Annotated in this window: 15 protein-coding genes; all 15 read right to left on the bottom strand. The window is 55.8% G+C overall.

Annotated features, from left to right (window positions below):
- Positions 1–38 precede the first annotated feature (38 nt).
- A complete protein-coding gene (tsaB, locus tag PYL13_RS02195) occupies positions 39–707 on the bottom strand; it encodes a tRNA (adenosine(37)-N6)-threonylcarbamoyltransferase complex dimerization subunit type 1 TsaB (RefSeq protein ID WP_275640369.1) in 669 nt (222 codons plus the stop codon).
- 17 nt (positions 708–724) lie between these two features.
- Positions 725–1,288, bottom strand: a complete 564-nt coding sequence (locus PYL13_RS02190) for a NifU family protein (RefSeq protein WP_192486651.1) — start codon at positions 1,286–1,288, stop codon at positions 725–727.
- A 225-nt stretch (positions 1,289–1,513) separates the two neighbouring features.
- Positions 1,514–2,005: a universal stress protein gene (locus tag PYL13_RS02185; protein ID WP_192486650.1), complete on the bottom strand. Its 492-nt coding sequence runs from the start codon at positions 2,003–2,005 to the stop codon at positions 1,514–1,516.
- Positions 2,006–2,128: 123 nt separating this feature from the next.
- Positions 2,129–3,193: a tryptophan--tRNA ligase gene (trpS, locus tag PYL13_RS02180; protein ID WP_275640368.1), complete on the bottom strand. Its 1,065-nt coding sequence runs from the start codon at positions 3,191–3,193 to the stop codon at positions 2,129–2,131.
- 80 nt (positions 3,194–3,273) lie between these two features.
- The gene (locus PYL13_RS02175; protein WP_275640367.1) at positions 3,274–3,693 is read right to left on the bottom strand and encodes a VOC family protein; all 420 of its coding nucleotides are present in this window, start codon (positions 3,691–3,693) and stop codon (positions 3,274–3,276) included.
- Complete coding sequence (gene murJ / locus PYL13_RS02170) at positions 3,690–5,282, bottom strand: murein biosynthesis integral membrane protein MurJ (RefSeq protein WP_275640366.1); 1,593 nt, start codon at positions 5,280–5,282, stop codon at positions 3,690–3,692. Before murJ ends, PYL13_RS02175 begins: the two co-directional genes overlap by 4 nt.
- Complete coding sequence (locus PYL13_RS02165; RefSeq protein ID WP_312946690.1) at positions 5,279–8,101, bottom strand: [protein-PII] uridylyltransferase; 2,823 nt, start codon at positions 8,099–8,101, stop codon at positions 5,279–5,281. Before PYL13_RS02165 ends, murJ begins: the two co-directional genes overlap by 4 nt.
- A gap of 97 nt (positions 8,102–8,198) precedes the next feature.
- Positions 8,199–10,910 (bottom strand): DNA mismatch repair protein MutS, encoded by a 2,712-nt coding sequence (gene mutS / locus PYL13_RS02160; protein WP_275640365.1) that lies wholly within the window; start codon positions 10,908–10,910, stop codon positions 8,199–8,201.
- A gap of 154 nt (positions 10,911–11,064) precedes the next feature.
- Complete coding sequence (locus PYL13_RS02155; protein ID WP_250983307.1) at positions 11,065–11,946, bottom strand: GNAT family N-acetyltransferase; 882 nt, start codon at positions 11,944–11,946, stop codon at positions 11,065–11,067.
- A gap of 134 nt (positions 11,947–12,080) precedes the next feature.
- Positions 12,081–14,321 carry a hybrid sensor histidine kinase/response regulator gene (locus PYL13_RS02150; protein WP_275640364.1) on the bottom strand — a complete coding sequence of 747 codons (2,241 nt, stop codon included), beginning with the start codon at positions 14,319–14,321 and terminating at the stop codon, positions 12,081–12,083.
- Between the two features lie 55 nt (positions 14,322–14,376).
- The gene (lspA, locus tag PYL13_RS02145; protein ID WP_371815210.1) at positions 14,377–14,862 is read right to left on the bottom strand and encodes a signal peptidase II; all 486 of its coding nucleotides are present in this window, start codon (positions 14,860–14,862) and stop codon (positions 14,377–14,379) included.
- A gap of 14 nt (positions 14,863–14,876) precedes the next feature.
- Entirely contained in the window at positions 14,877–15,737 is an 861-nt protein-coding gene (locus PYL13_RS02140; RefSeq protein ID WP_192486642.1) for a TrmH family RNA methyltransferase, read from the bottom strand.
- Positions 15,734–16,891: a class I SAM-dependent methyltransferase gene (locus PYL13_RS02135; RefSeq protein WP_275640363.1), complete on the bottom strand. Its 1,158-nt coding sequence runs from the start codon at positions 16,889–16,891 to the stop codon at positions 15,734–15,736. The genes PYL13_RS02140 and PYL13_RS02135 overlap by 4 nt, the downstream gene beginning before the upstream one ends.
- A gap of 128 nt (positions 16,892–17,019) precedes the next feature.
- Positions 17,020–17,367, bottom strand: a complete 348-nt coding sequence (locus PYL13_RS02130) for a DUF1049 domain-containing protein (RefSeq protein ID WP_192486640.1) — start codon at positions 17,365–17,367, stop codon at positions 17,020–17,022.
- A gap of 70 nt (positions 17,368–17,437) precedes the next feature.
- Positions 17,438–17,749 carry an integration host factor subunit beta gene (locus tag PYL13_RS02125; protein ID WP_192486639.1) on the bottom strand — a complete coding sequence of 104 codons (312 nt, stop codon included), beginning with the start codon at positions 17,747–17,749 and terminating at the stop codon, positions 17,438–17,440.
- Positions 17,750–17,767 lie beyond the last annotated feature (18 nt).

Here is a 17,767-nt window from a genome sequence, read left to right as displayed (position 1 = left end):
CAGGGAATCACCGCATAAATACATATCATGCCCGATTATCAGGCATGGGCACGTCGTTCCAGCGCAAATCCCGTTTGCGGTCTGGCATCAGGGCCACGCAGGTAAAGCGGAGCCGGGCGAGGTCCGCCTTGCGGCCTGGCAGCACCAAGGCGTGCGACGGCGGTAATTTCGAACCGGTCAGGCTCCGCGGCATTGGCTTCGCCATTCAGAAGAATTGCAGCCGACCCAAAAACCTCACCACCAAGGCGTGAGAATAGAGAAACCGCATCATCCAATGGCAGCAGTTCCGCATTCGTGACAGACGAGCCATCGGCCGCAAAGGACTGGATGTAAACCTCGCCACGACGCGCATCCAACGCGATGGTGACAGGTTTCTGTCCATGCTGGTCCTGCCAATCCTTGGCCATCACCTCAAGCGTGGTTAGGCCGACAGCCTCAACCCCAAGGGACAAGGCAAAGCCACGCGCGGCTGAAACACCGACACGAATGCCCGTGAAGGAACCAGGACCAATAGTGACAGCAATCCGCTGCACGGCCTTCAGGTCAAGATTGGCTGCTTCGAGTGCCTTATCGACGATTCCCATCAACCGCTCGGCGTGGCCTTTGCCGATGGTTTCACACACTCTGCCAAGGACGGCATCGCTGGCGCTGTCATAAACACAGGCGGCGCAGTCGCCTCCCGATGTATCAAGCGCCAGAACGATCATGCCATTTTGCCTTTGTATTAAACGGATTCGACAGCCTGCACTTCAGGAACGAAGTGCTTGAGCAGGTTCTGAACGCCGTGTTTCAATGTTGCGGTAGAAGATGGGCAGCCCGAGCATGCGCCCTTCATGTTAAGGAACACGGTGCCGTCCCGGAAACCACGGAAGGTGATGTCGCCACCATCCTGTGCCACGGCAGGACGAACGCGGCTGTCCAGCAGTTCCTTGATGGTAGCAACGATGGTTTCATCGCCTTCATCGAAGAACTCGTCTTCTTCGTCAGAAAACTCGGCGGTGCGTGCTTCACCCAGAATCGGACGACCCGACATGAAATGTTCCATGATCGAGCCCAGGATCGCAGGCTTCAGATGGTGCCATTCAGCACCTTCCTTGGTCACGGTGATGAAATCGAAACCGAAATACACACCAGTTACACTTGGAATTTCAAACAGTGTCTGCGCGAGCGGAGACGCCTGCGCCTGCTCTGCGTTCAGGAATTCTGCCGTGCCGGTTTCCAGCACAACGCGTCCGGGAAGAAACTTCAGCGTAGCCGGATTTGGAGTGGCTTCGGTCTGAATGAACATCACATGTCTCCTTCGGAGCGATCGGCGCCCCTGAATTTAGAATAGTTCAAAAATACGCCGGACAGGCTCATTCTTCAAGCCCGGACATGAGAATTACATTCAACAAATGAGCTTTCGGCAAAGAAAGTCAATTTGTGCGTTTAAAGCATGTCGAACCGCACATCACCAATAGAGGGTGCTTGCGCTGTTTGTTTTATCGCACGCGCCTTGCCGCTTGGCGGACGCTCAGCAAAGTGCGTCAATTTCCTCGTCGCTCAGCGTATCTGGCAATACGGTAACAGGAATGGGGAATGCAGCCCCCCTGCCCGCTATGGACGAGACCAGCGGACCTGGGCCTTCCTTGGTTGAACCGGCAGCCAGGACCAAAATGGCAATATCCCGGTCTTCTTCAATCAAACCATGGATCTGTTCGGCGGCGGCACCTTCACGAATGACCACTTCCGGCTCTATACCGACGGTCTCACGTACTTTCTGCGCCGTTTTGGCCATCGAGGCTTCTGCCTCTTCCTGTGCCTCTGCCCGCATGATCTGCTCGACACCCAGCCACTGCTGGAAATCGCCATCCGGAATTACGTAAAGCAAAACAAGGCCGCCATTGGAGTTCTTGGCACGGCGACCCGCATAATGAACGGCCCTTTCGCATTCGGGCGTCCCGTCGATGACCGCCAGAAATTTACGGCGATGACCTTCAAGTCGAGACAGCCGTTTTGAAACCATAGAGCGTGCTCCCTGTTTCTGAAATTCCAGACGATGAAACTCGCCTTTGATACGATTGAGGCGGAGCTTATAGAAATTTGCCAAGCTGACAAGCCGCCCGCACAGACTGCGGGCGGCAAGTTATCACCTCAGAAAGCCAACGATATCGCGAACTTCATTCATGGTTTTTTCCGCAATCACGCCAGCCCGTTCAGAGCCATCTCTCAGAATGGCATCGATGTGGTTGGTGTCGTCAAGCAGACGACGCATTTCAAGATTGATCGGCGCCAGAACATTCACAGCCAGATCAATCAGTGCAGGTTTGAAGGCCGAGAACTGCTGTCCGCCAAACTCATGCAACACCTCTGCCTTGGATTTATCAGCCAGAGCCGCAAAAATACCGACCAGATTTTCTGCCTCCGGGCGACCTTTCAACCCCTCGGTTTCGCTCGGCAAGGCATCCGGATCTGTCTTTGCCTTGCGAATTTTCTTCGAAATGGCATCCACATCATCCATCAGGTTGATGCGCGACAGATCCGACGGGTCGGACTTGGACATCTTCTTTGAACCGTCCTTGAGCGACATGACACGCGGCGCAGGACCACCGATCAGGGGTTCAACCATTGGGAAATAAGCGTGCACCGGCTCTTCGCCAACCACGATATCCAGCCCAAGGCCGGCACTTTTGATCTGGCCACCAAAGTCGATATTGAACTTCTGGGCAATGTCACGCGCCAGTTCCAGATGCTGTTTCTGGTCATCGCCAACTGGCACATGGGTTGCGCGATAAACGAGAATGTCAGCCGCCATGAGGCTTGGATATGCCAGAAGGCCAAGCGACACCTGCTCGGCATTCTTGCCGGACTTGTCCTTGAACTGCGTCATGCGCTCCATCCAGCCGATGCGCGCCACGCAGTTGAACACCCAAGCCAGTTCGGCGTGCTGTGGCACGGCCGACTGGTTAAACACGATGTGTTTTACCGGATCGATACCGGCTGCGATGAATGCGGCAGCGATAGACCGTGTCTGCGCCCGCAGATCTTCATGCACCAGCTGTGCCGTGATCGCATGCAGGTCAACGACGCAGTAGATGCAGTCACTGTCTTCCTGCAGCGCCACAAACTTGCGAATTGCGCCGAGATAGTTGCCAAGATGCAGATTACCGGTTGGCTGAACGCCCGAAAAAACCAGTTTCTTGAATTCGCTCATGAGTGTCCTCGAAGGCTTGTGGAGGGCCTTGCTCCTTGGTTACATTTCGCGGGCGCTTATGCACCCGCAACACCGCGCAATCAAGTGGGTGAATGACTGGGTTCCAAAAGATCCCAGCGATTGCCGTAAAGGTCTTCGAACACGGCCACTGAACCATAGATCTCATGACGCGGCTGTTCCAGGAAATGCACACCCTTGGCCAGCATGGCGGCATGGTCACGTGCGAAGTCATCCGTGTTCAAAAAGAAACCGACACGACCGCCGGTCTGATTGCCAATGGCCAGCATTTGTTCATCACCGTCCGCCTCGGCCAGCAACAGACCACAACCATCCGCCCCTTTCGGCTTCACCACCAGCCAGCGTTTGCCATCCGGCAGCGGTTCATCAGCAAGGCACTCGAAACCGAGTGTCTCGCAGTAAAATGTTTTGGCCCGATCATAGGTGTCAACAACTAACGTAACCAACGCAATGCGGCGGTTTTGCGCAAAATCGGCACTCATGCTGTTTCATCCTTGGCGGGAGTATTTTTTGCACCGCCCCGTTTGAGATTGCGTCTGACCATGGAAAGCTGCGCTCCACCGGTGGCAAAAGCCAACGCAAAATAAACCACCATGGCAACGACAATCAAACCGGCAATGGTGCCAGCCCGCACGGCGAAATGCCCATTGGACAACCAGGGATGCAGCCAGCCCATGGCAAACCAGATTAATGTCGCCATAACCGCTGACGCAAAGAGCAGGCGCGGGATACGGGTCAGAAGCGGCGTATCAATCTGCCAATGGCCACGCTTTACCAGCATTGCAAACAACATGGCGGCATTGACCCAACCAGCCACGATTTCCGCAGTGGCAATGCCAGCGCCATCAAAACGCGGAAACAGATAAAGTGCCAGCGACACGTTTACTACAACGGAAATGCCAGCAAACATCATTGGCGTTCTGGTGTCTTCCCGCGCAAAAAATCCGGGAATGAAGGCTTTGATCAGAACGAATGCCGGAAGGCCAAGTCCGTAGATACCGAGAATTTCAGCGACCTTGACCGTCGCATCGGCTGAGAAGTTACCACGCTGGTACAGCAACTGAACAATCGGCTCTGCCATAACAAGCAGGGCTGCTGCGGCAGGCAGTGTCAAAAACAGGACAAACTCGACGGATCGGTTCTGCAACGTCGCCGCTTCAACATGCTGGCCGCCACGCAGGGCGCGTGACAGTTCCGGCAGCAATACGGTGGCAACGGCAATGCCGACGACGCCAAGCGGCAGTTGATAAACGCGATCGGCATAGGCAAGCGAAGCAATAGTCCCCTCGCCGCCAGACGCGATCGCCGTATTAATCAGCAGGTTGATCTGCGTGATGCCGCCAGTAATTGCCGCAGGCAATGCCAATATCAATAGCCGGCTAACGTTTTTTGTCAAACGCGGACGCCGGAAGCCGATGCGCATGCCAGCATTGCGAACCGCTACCCAGACGATGGCAAGCTGCACGACACCGGCAACCATCACACCCCAGGACAGGCCATAACCCACTTCCAGCGGATCATGACCACCATACCATGCCCAACCGAGGACACCGATCAGGATGATATTGAGGAAAACCGGTGCGATGGCGGCTGCGAAATAACGGTGCAGTGAGTTCAGCATGCCCCCCATCATCGCGGCCAGCGACATGCAGGCCAGATAGGGGAACATGATGGTGGCAAGCTGAACGGTGTTATCGAACTTGACGGGATCTTCAACAAAGCCCGGTGCAATGATGGTGCGCACCAGAAGCGGCATGGCCAGCTCCATGGCGATTGTCAGCGCCATCAGCACAGTAAACAGAACGCCGAAAACCTCTTCGGAAAACCGTCTTGCACCCTCCATGCCGCTCGCTTCGATTTCCTTGGCAAACAGCGGCACGAAGGCCGAATTGAAGGCACCTTCGGCAAACAGGCGTCGGAAGGTGTTGGGAAACCGGAATGCGGCGTTAAACGCATCCGCCACCGGTCCCGTACCAAGTGCCGCAGCCATCAGCATTTCACGCATGAAACCAAACACGCGGCTGCCCAGCGTGCCAGCGCCAACCGTTGCGAATTTTTTGAGAAGGCTCATGCCTGTGCTTTCATGCGATTGTTTGCGGCTTCCGCTGAGGAAACAGTGGCCGCCTCACCGGTTGCGGCCAACAAATCCTCGGGGTCGGCCATGATGTTTTTCAAACGCGCCACAATTGTGGACTGACGGTTGTCATTCATCACCTTCTGGCCGGTCAGATCGGTGACATAGAACGTATCGATGACCTTTTCACCGAACGTCGTGATGCGTGCCGAGGCAATATCGAGCGACAGATCGGCAATGGTCGCGGTGATGTCGGCCAGCAAACCCGTACGATCAAGGCACTCGACCTCAACAACCGTGAACTTGTTCGACAGACCGTTGGAGATGATAACCGACGGCGGAATGTTGAAGGTCCGGTTCTTTTTCTTCGACTTAGTGCGTGTCGCAATAACTTCCGGCAAACGTTTGGTGCCGGACAGCACTTCTTCGATCAGCTTGCAGATATTGGCGCCACGGCGCATCTCGTCCTCATCGATCGGGAATTCGCGATTGATAAGAATGGTGTCGAGCGCGCGGCCGTCAGAGGTCGTGAAAATCTGCGCATCAGCAATGTTGGCACCGGCAGCGGCACAAGCGCCGGCAATCACCGACAGAAGACGCGGATGGTCAGGCGCCAAAATGGTGATTTCGGTAATGGCATGGAAGGAGTGGGTGCGTACCATGGTGGCAAGCGCTTTTTCTTCCTTGTCGGCCGCCCTCAGGAACTTTGTGTGGCGTATCTGGTCATCGAGATCGACCGACAGAAGATAGGGTTCATAATGCAGACCGGTATATTTGCGACGTGCCTTCTGGCCCCAGTCGGTAAGCGCGTCATAGAGTTTTTCGCGAGCAACCTTTGCGCGTTCTTTACGGGAAACTTCAGAAAAACCGCCAGATAGCAGCAGTTCTGTTTCGTAATAGAGTGTGCGCAGAAGCTGGCCTTTCCAGCCGTTCCAGACATCAGGCCCTACGGCACGAATATCGCAGACCGTCAGGATTAGCAGCATTTTCAGCCGTTCCATCGACTGTACCTTGTCGGCAAAATCGGCAATGGTTTTGCGGTCATGCAGATCGCGTGTCTGCGCGACCATCGACATCAGCAGGTGCTGTTCGATGAGCCAGGTCACGGTTTCCGTCTGCTTTACGTTCAAACGGAAACGTTGGCAGAATTTACGGGCGACGCGTGCACCGGCAATCGAGTGATCTTCCTGCCGTCCCTTTGCAACGTCATGCAGCAGCACAGCAACGTAAAGCGCTTCGCGGTCTTCGATCATCGGCATCAACTGGTTGACCAGCGGATGCGTATCGATGGCTTGGCCCTTTTCGATTTCCGAGAGAACCGCAACAGAGCGGATAAGATGTTCATCAACCGTGTAGTGGTGATACATGTTGAACTGCATCATCGCGACGATCTTGCCAAATTCCGGAATGAATTTGCCGAGAACACCCGCCTCGTTCATGCGTCGCAGCATCAAAGCGGGGTCGCGCCGCGATGTCAGGATCGACAGGAAAAGACGGTTGGCCTCGTCATTTTCCCGCACCTTGTTATCGATCAGCGACAATGAGCGAGTGAGAACACGCAGTGCATCCGGATGCAGTTCCAGATCATTGATGTCGGCAATGTGGAACAGACGAATGATGTTGACAGGATCGCGCTTGAAGACATCGGGATCGGCCAGTGCAATACGACCGCGGTCTTCTACAAATTCCACGCTGCCAGCAATCTTACGCACGCGGTTGGTAAACCGGTTCAGAACACCGGTGAGGCCGGGAACAGCCTTGGCCTGCCGGTCTTCCAGCGCCGCGCAGACGATGCGCGTCAGATCGCCCACGTCCTTTGCGACAAGAAAATAGTGCTTCATGAAACGTTCAACGGCGGACAGGCCGGGACGCGGCTGATAGCCAAGCGCGGCGGCAATTTCCCGCTGTATATCAAAAGACAGCCGCTCTTCTGCTTTATTGGTCAGAAAGTGCATCTGGCAGCGAACGGCCCAGAGAAAATCATCTGCTTTTTCGAACAGCTTCAATTCGCGGCGTGAGAGCACGCCGAGTTTTACGAGTTCAGCGGCGTCGCGTACGTGGTAATAATATTTGGCGATCCAGAACAGCGTGTGCAGGTCGCGCAGACCGCCCTTGCCTTCCTTGACGTTTGGCTCGACAAGATAACGCGTGTCACCTGCCTTGCGGTGGCGCTGGTCGCGCTCAGCCAGCTTGGCGGCAATAAATTCCGGCCCGGTACCGGTGATCACTTCGGCGTCAAAGCGTTTTTGCAGATCGTCGGACAATGCCATCTTGCCGCAGATGTAGCGCATTTCCAGAATGGCGGTGCGGATGGTCATGTCGGATTTTGAAAGGCGGATACATTCCTCAACCGTGCGGGTGGCATGGCCAACCTTGAAGCCCAGATCCCAGAGAATGTAGAGAACAAACTCGACTGCCTTTTGCATATCCTGCGAATTCTTGGGTGGCAGAAGAAACAGAAGGTCGATGTCGGAGCCAGGCGCCAGCGTATCACGGCCATAACCGCCGACGGCGGTCACGGTAATTTCAGCAGCATCGCGTGGATAAACGTAACTGACCGCCAGATGGTACAACACCTCGATCAGACGGTCCTGCAACCAGGATATACGGCGTGCACAATCCAGTCCCCCACCGTCCGCATCCAGAATCTGGCGTGCCGTTTTCCGTCCATCGTTGCTTGCCTTGCGGAAGATTGGCAATAGTTGCGAACGTGCATCCAGAAGCGGTTTGCCGCTTCCGGCAAACACTGCGTCGCATTCCTTCTGAAAAGCCTCGACGTCGAGGATTTCGGAGTAATCGATTTCCTTGTGGGCCATAAAGCCTGCATCCATTCTGCTTAAGGGTCGCCATAGCCTACCGTAATGGCAAAGGCCTATAGCGATTTTGGGGCGTCATGGACAGGCAATTTAGCGCTCAAGCATTGCCAAGTTGTTTCTTGAGCGCATAAAGCGCGTCCAGAGCCTCACGAGGCGTCATCTCATCGGGATTGAGGGCCTTAACCGCTTCCTCTACCTTGGAAGCGCTGGTTTTACGGGTGTCCTCACGACGCACGGCCATCTGGAACAGTGGCAGGTCATCGATCAACTGGCTTGCCGGATTCTTGCGATCGGCATCTTCAAGTCGTGTCAACACATCGCGCGCACGATCCACCACCGAGGCTGGCAAGCCAGCCAGTCGCGCCACCTGAATACCGTAGGAGCGGTCTGCCGCACCGGGGCCGACTTCGTGCAGGAAAATAACCTCGCCGTCCCATTCCTTGACGCGCATGGTAGCGTTGGACAGTCGGCCAAGTTTTTCCGACAACACGGTCAGTTCATGGAAATGCGTGGCAAACAGACCGCGGCAGGCATTGATTTCATGCAGATGCTCAACGGCTGCCCATGCGATGGAAAGACCATCAAATGTCGCTGTGCCACGACCGATTTCATCAAGAATAACCAAGGAGCGTTCGGTCGCCTGATTGAGAATCGCAGCGGTCTCCACCATCTCAACCATGAAGGTCGAACGGCCGCGAGCCAGATCATCGGATGCGCCAACCCGCGAAAACAGACGGTCGACGATACCGATATGAGCAGTCTCGGCCGGTACGAAAGACCCTGCCTGTGCCATGATGGCTATCAAAGCGTTCTGGCGCAGGAAGGTCGATTTACCGCCCATGTTCGGGCCTGTCAGCAACCAGATTGCACCATTCTTGTCGCCGTTCTGCGCAGAAAGATCACAATTATTGGCGATGAACGGACCGACAGACTGGCGTCGCAGCGCCTGTTCGACCACCGGGTGGCGTCCGCCCTTGATTGCAAATGTCATCGAGCCATCAACGACCGGACGGCAGTAGGCCTGCTCAACCGCCAGATAGGCCAGACCAGCCGCGACATCGATAACCGCCAGCGCCAGCGCGCCGGCCTTGATGGCTTCAGCTTCTGAAACCACCGCCAATGTCATCTGCTCGAATGCCTCAAGCTCCATGGTCAAGGCCTGGGCTGCTGCATTGGCAATGCGGCTTTCCAGATCCGCCAGTTCTGTGGTGGTAAAGCGCATGGCACCGGCCATGGTTTGACGATGGATAAACCGGGCCTTTGCCTCATCGGTCGCCATCATGACGTCGGCATTACCGGCCGTCACCTCAATGAAATAACCAAGCACATTGTTGTGTTTGATCTTCAACGATTTGATGCCGGTTTCCTCGGCATATTTCAGCTGCAAACTAGCCACCACCCGCCGTGACTGGTCACGCAGTGCTCGGACTTCGTCCAGTTCCGGGTTGGCACCGTCGCGCAGAAAACCACCGTCTCTTTTCAACAGCGGCATTTCGTCGGCTAGCATGGAGCCGAGCATGGCCTCCAAGCCGTTTGGCAGGGATTTGAGGGCCGAGAGCGCGCCAGCCAGTTCTTCCGGCAACAGACCTTCCTCAAGTAGCGAGGCAATGCTGGATGCGATCGAAAGGCCTTGGCGGATGGCACCGAGATCACGTGGGCCGCCGCGTTCCAGTGCCAGACGCGACAAGGCGCGCGGCATATCCGGCATATGTTTCAGGGCTTCACGCAGCCGCTCAGCCATTGCGTTATCATCGATCAGCCATGAAACCGAATCGAGCCGCGCGTTGATCTTGTCCGGATCCGTCAGAGGTGACAGAAGGCGCTCGGCCAGAAGTCTGGCACCACCGCCGGTAACGGTGCGGTTGATTGCACTCAGCAATGCGCCTTCGCGGTCACCGGAAAGCGTTTTTGCGAGTTCCAGATTGGCGCGGGTGGCAGGATCGATAAATAGGGTTGATGCTGCACTTTCGCGCTCCGGCGCGCCCAAAGGTGGTCGCTCTGAAATCTGCGTTTTTTCGACATACGCAACGGCCGCAGCCGCTGCAGCCAGTTCCACACGCGAAAAACTGCCAAACCCATCCAACGTCGTGACGCCAAAATAACGGGCAATACGGCCTTCTGCCGTTGCGCTGTCGAACAAAACAGCAGGCTGCGGGACGGCAACACGGCCGAGCACATCAAATACCGGCTTCAGTTCGGCATCGTGAAACAACGTATCGGCAACGATCAGTTCGCGCGGGTCAATACGCCAGATATCGGCGAGAAGCCGTGTCAGGTTCGTCTCTGAAAGGCGGAAAACGCCCGTTGAAATATCGATCCAAGCCAGCGCGAACTGCACTTCGGCACCGCCACGGATGCGGGTCAGCGCCATCAGGTAGTTGGACTCGGTTGCAACGAGCAATTTTTCTTCGGTGAGTGTGCCGGGTGTAACAAGACGCACCACGTCGCGTCGGACGACGGATTTCGAACCACGCTTTTTGGCTTCTGCCGGATCTTCAACCTGTTCACAAACGGCAACCCGGAAACCGCGTGTAATCAGTTTCTGAAGATAATCATCCGCTGCATGCACGGGCACGCCGCACATCGGAATATCCTGTCCCAGATGCTGGCCGCGTTTGGTCAGCGTAATGCCAAGCGCCCGCGATGCCGCCACGGCGTCGTCGAAAAACAACTCGTAAAAATCGCCCATGCGATAAAACAGCAGCGAACCGGGATTGTTCGATTTTATCTCAATATACTGCTCCATCATCGGCGTTGCCGATGCACGGCTTTCTTCTGATATCAGCGAGGCGTGGGAATGAACGTCCATCAATGGCTTAGTCGACAATCTGGTCTGTTGCGGGAAACGAACGGCCAAACTAGCGGTTTTGCCCCTTGCAACACAACATGGGCGGCACCGCTTCCCACAGGAAGCTGGTGCGACGAGCCTTTATTCGAGCGCGGTAAGCACCCATCAATACAGGTCAGCTGGCGAAACGGCCGGCATCTGCGCCATAATAATTGACGTAACGGCCGGCGATTGCCGAAACGGGAAGCACGACCAGTACATCCGTTGTGTTGAAGGCGTGGTCGACAACGGCACCGGAACCGAACATCGCACCAAGGCGCATATAGCCCTTGACCAATGGTGGCATGGAAGACACGGCACGGCGGGCATGGACGGCCTCGACTGGCATGAGGTCCATGTCACGGTGAAGTTCGGGACGTGCACTGACTGCCCATTCGCCCTTTGCCGTGTTGTGATGATGCAGGAATGACAGCGCAAGCGCATGGCTTTCCGGGCTGACACCCGGGAACGATGCGCAACCGAACATGCCGTCCATTCTGTGGCGCAGGGCATAAGCCCAATTTCCTTGCCACAACAATTCAACGGTGCGCTTGGTGCGGTATTCCGGCAGCACGCAGGACCGACCTAGTTCCATGAACTGCTTGTCTGGGTGGCGCTCCAGGAGATCACCGATCTGGAATTCCGAAGCGGAATAAAAACCACCATGGGCCAGAGCCGTTTCCTGCCGCAGCAAACGGTATGTGCCGACGATCTGGTCTTCCGTATCGCCTTCGATAGCGCGGTCAAGCACCAGAAGATGATCACAGATAGCGTCGTAGGCATCGACGTCGCGTTTGCGCCGCATGGCGTCGGAAGGAAGGCTTGCCTTCATCTCCTCGACAAACACCCGGTAACGAACGGATTGGGCCGCATCAACCTCGCGTTCATTGACCGCAAGGCGGGTTTCCAATGTACCGATACGGCCCAGAAGACCGCTGTCACGTTGCGGCTTGCCGATGACCTGAGCGACCGATGCGCCCTGTTCGGAAATATCGCGGTTCAGTATTTCTGTGACCATGGAGAGTCGCTCCGCCACCGATTGAGTTCGGTTGTCATAAATCACTTATTGACGACAGAATAGTGACAACACAGCCCTGCGGCGAAAAGGAACATCTGTCAATTGTGAGAGGGAAATCCACTTAAGGTTGGTACCTACTGCACCATGCTTTCCATCGGCGGCAAAAGGGCGTGGATTTCCTCCAGCAGTTGCTTGGGATCGGCCGGTTTTGCCAGAACCGTACTCACACCTGCGTCTAATACGGATTTGCGCGTTTCAGCCGATGTGTCGGCGCTTAAAACGATAACCGGTACGCGCGGCCAAAGCGCATATTCCCGGCAAATATGCGGGAGAACATCCAGGGCTTCGCCGCCTGGCATATTGAGGTCCGAAATAATCAGGTCCGGACGAATGGCGGCACCGGGGACTGCGGCGGCCAGCAGCGCTGGAAAATCCGTCACCAATTGCACATCGTGGCCGGATTTTTCCAAAACAGCGCGCAGAATACGCGCGTTGACCGGATCATCTTCTGCCACCAGAACCATCGGCTTGCGGCCGGCCGGATGTTCGATATCAGCACCGCCGAAACCGGGCTGGTTGTCATTGATGGCATCACGACGCTCCATGCCACGAAGACGCCCCCTCAATACATCCGCGAGTGATTTTTCCCGCAATGGACGGATGAGCCAGGCGTCGTAACCGCCCTGAAGTTGGGTTGCACGCTCCTCGGGATTAACCATCAGGATGCGGCGCACTGGTTTTTCCGACAGGCAAGGCCAGCGTTTGACAATATCATCGAACAGGGTGGCACAGCGATGGTCGACAATGATGTCGCTGATCGCCTCGTCCTCCCGCGCGCTATCGAGATCAAGCGCCTCTATGCCTGCCATATCCGATACAACACGGCACCGCCCGCCCAAGGAGTGGATGGACGCCTTGGCGGCCATTGCTGTCATCCCCTCCGGCGATAGAACCAACACATTGCTTTTGGTCAGCATCGTGCGGCGGGCTTCATCATCCTCACCCGAGGTATCGGCAACGGCCCGAAAACGCAGGATGAAGACACTGCCCTTGCCCTTGGCGCTTTCAACGCTCAAGGAGCCACCAAATTCACGCACGATACGTGCAGAAATTGCCAATCCAAGTCCCGTTCCCGCACTGCGTTGGCGGGCAGAGCCGGCCTGTTCAAATTCTCCGAAAATCCGCGCCTGTTCCGTTTTGGTCATGCCCGGACCCGTATCGGATATCGAGAGAAGAAGATCGTCTCCATCCATCAAAGTGCGGATCAACACCCCACCTGAGGTGGTGAATTTGACTGCATTTCCGATCAGATTAAACAGCACCTGGCGCAATCTTGCCGGATCAAAATCCAGATATTCCGGCACATCGGCTGCCACCGTCGAGGCAATCTCAATGCCTTTTTCATGGGCACGATGGGCAAGCATTTCGACGATGCTTTCAATGAGCCGACGGAGATTTTCCGCACGCGGGTTCAGGCGGAAACGGCCAGCTTCCATGGTCGAAAAATCAAGTAGATCCTCGACCAGTTGCACGAGTGCCTGCCCGGACTGGCGGGTGCCATCAAGGTAGTTGCGCTGCTCATCATTGAGCTTTGTCTGCGACAACAAGTGGTTCATGCCGAGAATACCGCTGAGAGGAAGGCGAATTTCATGGGCGACAGTGGCCAAAAGCCTGCTTTTGACAGCACTTTCCTTTTCGGCTTTTTGCCGTGCTTCCTCGCGCATCATCAAGGCCCGACGTTCATCCGTCACGTCGCGTGCCACGGACTGGATAACCAGACGGTTACTTTGCCCCAGACGCACCACGGCATCCTGCCAGGTGAAAATGCGCTGTCCGTAGGGTGTGGCAATTTCCACGTCGTAACAATGCGCCTTGCCGCCGGGACGGAATGCAACGCCAATTTCCTCGCAGCTCATGCCATCAGGTGCATTGCAGCCAGTCATTTCCCGAAACGTATCATTGGCCTCAATGATACGACGATCCATGCCACGCAGAACCGCGATATCACCCATGGCATCATGGATGGCTGGCAAGAACGAGCCGCCTGCCTGCACATCAGGGCTGTCACTTGAGGTTTTGACAGAGTTATTCAGCCCGCGCAAACCCGGAACCGCGACAGCGCCCAGTGTAGCCAGAGAAGCGAGCGAAAGAGACCAGCCGGCTAGGCCGCTCCACAAAAACGGCAGAGTGGAAACAACGGCAGCACCCGCAGCAAGCCAGATGAACGGCGCTCTGCTCTGCTGACCCGCTGGGTCGAGCTGATCCGCATTGGTCGCGGTCTGCGCCTGATATCGGCCGTCTGCCTTGTCTTGCAGGGCAGACGCATCCTCAAAGACGCCGGAAATTTGCTTGCGAAGATGTGCAGGGTCGCTCATAGCCAATCTCTACCATGTCAGCGGTTTTGATTGGCTTTGCCTAAACGATAAAAGTTTAATCTTTCTGCGCGTCTTTGGCCGTTTTCATCTGCAAAACTTCATCCAGAATGACGCAGGCCGCCCCGATGCTGATAAAGCTGTCGGCAAGGTTAAACACGGCAAATGACCATGTTTGCGTGTGAAACAGGATGTAATCGATGACGTGGCCATACAGAAAACGGTCGAAGATATTGCCGAGCGCGCCGGCAATGATCAGTGCGAAACCCAGATGCGCAAAACTGCGGTCCTTGGGCGTTTTTTTCCACATCCAGATGACAAAAACCACAATGACCAGACGCATGGTCACGATGAACCAACCGTCCATGTCCGACAGCATGGAAAATGCAACGCCCAGATTATAGGTCCGGTAGAGCGCCAGCATCGGAATAACAGGCACCATTTCCTGCAGAGGCAGATAAAGCTCAACCAGTGTTTTGACGATCTGGTCGATAACCAGCAATGAGACAATGAGCGCCAAAGCCGGGACCAATCGGGAAAACATGCCTGTTTTTTCCATTACGTGCGGAGCTCCAGATCAAGCAGATGTCGCCGCGCTTCAAAAAGCATCACGGCTGTTGCCACCGCAAGGTTGAGTGAATCCGCCCTACCTTGCTGGGGAATACGCGCCAGACGATCCGCCTTGGAGGCAAGTTCCTCTGGCAGACCGGACTGTTCGTTGCCCATCATCAGCACAACCGGCTTGCCCTTGTACGCAATGGTCCGGTAATCGACCGAGCCGGCCAGATGCGTGGCGACAAGATTGACGCCGGACTGCTTTTTCCATTGCAAGAACTCGTCGACGCTGGCCCTGGTAACAGGAACAGCAAACACGGAGCCCATGGTTGCACGCACCGTTTCCAGCGAAAACGGATCCGTGCAATCGCCAATCAGGATAACGCCGGATGCGCCAGCCGCATCAGCGGTGCGGATAATCGTTCCGAGATTGCCGGGATCGCGCACTCTGTCGAGCGCCACGAAGGTCTGGCTTTCCGATGGCTGAATATCGCGCAGCGCGCGCCATTTCTGCTCGAAGATACCAACGACCATTTGTGGATTATCGCGACGGGTGATCGAAGAAATAACCTTCTCGCTGACTTCCAGAACCAGTCCGCCTGACGCAACTGTTTTTGTCGCAACCTTTTCCACCAGAGGCTTGCCCTTGGCAGCCTTGGCATAGACGAGCGTGCGGATTGTCCAGCCCAACTCCAATGCGTCGATGACCAGCTTCAGGCCTTCCGCCATGAAGGTACCGCTCTCTTCGCGACCTTTTTTCTGGGTCAGCGCCTTGATATCCTTGACGATGGGATTGGTCAGGCTGGTGACTTCCTTCACCTGGCCAACGCGCCGCGGTGTTCCGGCTTGATAGTCCTTACTCATTTCGGCTCCCACCGGCTAAACAGGGATGTAGACAGAGCACGACCCGGCGTTTTGCCATCAAGCCCCGCTTCACGAATAACGAGTTCGCCGGAGGCAATCGTTCCACCGGCCCCGCGCATGATATCCATCAGCAGCTCATGGGTGGAATAGAAACTGGCGCGGATCGAATAGGCCGTGAGAACAAGGCCTAATGCCTTTGGTGACAGGATTTCACGGCAGATATCCAGCATCAGCGGCAGGTGGTCGAAAAGCTGCCACACCTCACCATTGGTACCACGACCGAACTTCGGCGGGTCCGTCAGAATGATATCGTAGGTGCTGCCACGGCGCTCTTCGCGCTGAATGAACTTCATGGCATCTTCGCAAATCCAGCGGATTGGCGCTTTTTCAAGTCCGGCAAGTGCCTGGTTTTCCTTTGCCCAGTTGATCGCCTTTTTTGACGCATCGACGTGGGTTACTTCTGCGCCAGCAGCGGCGGCAACAAGGGAGGCAACGCCGGTATAACCGAAGAGGTTCAGAACCTTGACCGGACGGCCTGCATTTTCAACGGCATGTTTCAACCACTGCCAATGCACGATTTGCTCCGGGAACACGCCAACATGGCGAAATGCCGTGAACCGTCCGAGAAAATCGACGCCCAGCAGCGACAGCGGCCAGGTTTCACCAAGAGCCGCCTTCGGGAAACGCCAGCGTCCCATACCGTCTTCGTCGGTGTCGCCGGTAAAGACAGCGTCGACATTTTCCCAGACACGCGGGTCAAGATTTGGCCGCCACAGCGCTTGCGCTTCCGGTCTGACGATACGGTATTCACCATATTGCTCAAGCTTCAGGCCATTACCGCTATCGATCAGGTGGAAATCACCGGCACCGGTCGATTCCAGAATGACCGGCACCTGTTCTACAGGGCGTTCACCGGTGCGGTTCATCAGGCTACGCTGCGGGATGGGTGCCGCGGATGCAGCAGCAACATCCTTTTGCGCAATCTTGTCTTTTGACGCCACAGCGGGTCTGGCAGGCCGAGTGTCCTCCTGGCGGCGCTGCGTTTGCCCGCGCTCCCTGGAGGATGCGGATTTTTCCGGGCGGACCGGGCGGGATTGTTTTTTATCCTGTCCGGCAAAATTCTTGCCACCGGACCGGTTATCTTTTTTCTTCAACGGAAGTTTTCCCATTTCAGGCTATTTTGTCTTGCCAAAGCCAATAGCATCAGTGTGGCGCGTGGCAAAGGCCTCAGCGCGATTGCACGAAAAACAGCGATAGAAAAGGCGTTAATTCGCGCCAGCGTTCACTTGGCTGGCAGCTGGGCGTCTGAATGAACGACGGTTGCGCGGGCGGCGACAGCCTTCTGGCGGTCCGCTTCGGCATGCCAACGATTGGCTTCCTTCGCCTCAACACGCGCACGCTTGCGATGTTTGCCCTGTGTGACCCAGGTTGCCGCCGAGCCTACGAGAATACCGAAAATAACGGCGAGAAACAGGAAAACAAAAAACGGTGCGGAGAAAGACAAAACGCTGTCTTCCGGCCGGAACGGATTAAGCGCCAGCGTAACCGACTGGCGATTGGCAACGGACAGGACGATCAGCACGATACCCAGCGGAACCAGAACCAGAAGGTTGATGATCTTTTTCGACATGGGGTACTCCGTTCATGCTTTTCATCATGATGCGCAAAGGATGAAACCACCCAGCGGCATCCTCACAAACTCAATCTTCGTCGTCGTCTTCGACATCGCCCATACCAGGGTTCAGGCGCTCACGCAGTTCCTTGCCGGTTTTAAAGAAAGGAACCCACTTTTCTTCAACGAAAACCGATTCACCTGTACGTGGGTTGCGTCCGGAACGAGAAGGACGGTTTTTAACCGAAAAGGCGCCGAAGCCACGCAGTTCAACGCGGTTTCCACCCGCCAGAGCATCCGTGATTTCGTCAAGAACCGCGTTGACGATGTTTTCCACGTCACGGTGATAAAGGTGCGGATTACGCGCAGCAACAATCTGCACCAGTTCAGACTTAATCACGACTGCCCCCTGAAAGAA

It is taken from the genome of Agrobacterium sp. Azo12, from assembly GCF_029193765.2.
Taxonomy (GTDB): Bacteria; Pseudomonadota; Alphaproteobacteria; order Rhizobiales; family Rhizobiaceae; genus Agrobacterium.
The sequence above is the reverse complement of the archived record's forward strand: the minus strand, read 5'-3'. Positions and strand labels throughout refer to the sequence as shown.

Coding starts and splice junctions, on each gene's coding strand:
- tsaB (WP_275640369.1), bottom strand. CDS start 707: ATGATCGTTCTGGCGCTTGATACATCGGGAGGCGACTGCGCCGCCTGT.
- PYL13_RS02190 (WP_192486651.1), bottom strand. CDS start 1,288: ATGTTCATTCAGACCGAAGCCACTCCAAATCCGGCTACGCTGAAGTTT.
- PYL13_RS02185 (WP_192486650.1), bottom strand. CDS start 2,005: ATGGTTTCAAAACGGCTGTCTCGACTTGAAGGTCATCGCCGTAAATTT.
- trpS (WP_275640368.1), bottom strand. CDS start 3,193: ATGAGCGAATTCAAGAAACTGGTTTTTTCGGGCGTTCAGCCAACCGGT.
- PYL13_RS02175 (WP_275640367.1), bottom strand. CDS start 3,693: ATGAGTGCCGATTTTGCGCAAAACCGCCGCATTGCGTTGGTTACGTTA.
- murJ (WP_275640366.1), bottom strand. CDS start 5,282: ATGAGCCTTCTCAAAAAATTCGCAACGGTTGGCGCTGGCACGCTGGGC.
- PYL13_RS02165 (WP_312946690.1), bottom strand. CDS start 8,101: ATGGCCCACAAGGAAATCGATTACTCCGAAATCCTCGACGTCGAGGCT.
- mutS (WP_275640365.1), bottom strand. CDS start 10,910: ATGGACGTTCATTCCCACGCCTCGCTGATATCAGAAGAAAGCCGTGCA.
- PYL13_RS02155 (WP_250983307.1), bottom strand. CDS start 11,946: ATGGTCACAGAAATACTGAACCGCGATATTTCCGAACAGGGCGCATCG.
- PYL13_RS02150 (WP_275640364.1), bottom strand. CDS start 14,321: ATGAGCGACCCTGCACATCTTCGCAAGCAAATTTCCGGCGTCTTTGAG.
- lspA (WP_371815210.1), bottom strand. CDS start 14,862: ATGTTTTCCCGATTGGTCCCGGCTTTGGCGCTCATTGTCTCATTGCTG.
- PYL13_RS02140 (WP_192486642.1), bottom strand. CDS start 15,737: ATGAGTAAGGACTATCAAGCCGGAACACCGCGGCGCGTTGGCCAGGTG.
- PYL13_RS02130 (WP_192486640.1), bottom strand. CDS start 17,367: ATGTCGAAAAAGATCATCAACCTTCTGGTTCTGGTTCCGCTGGGTATC.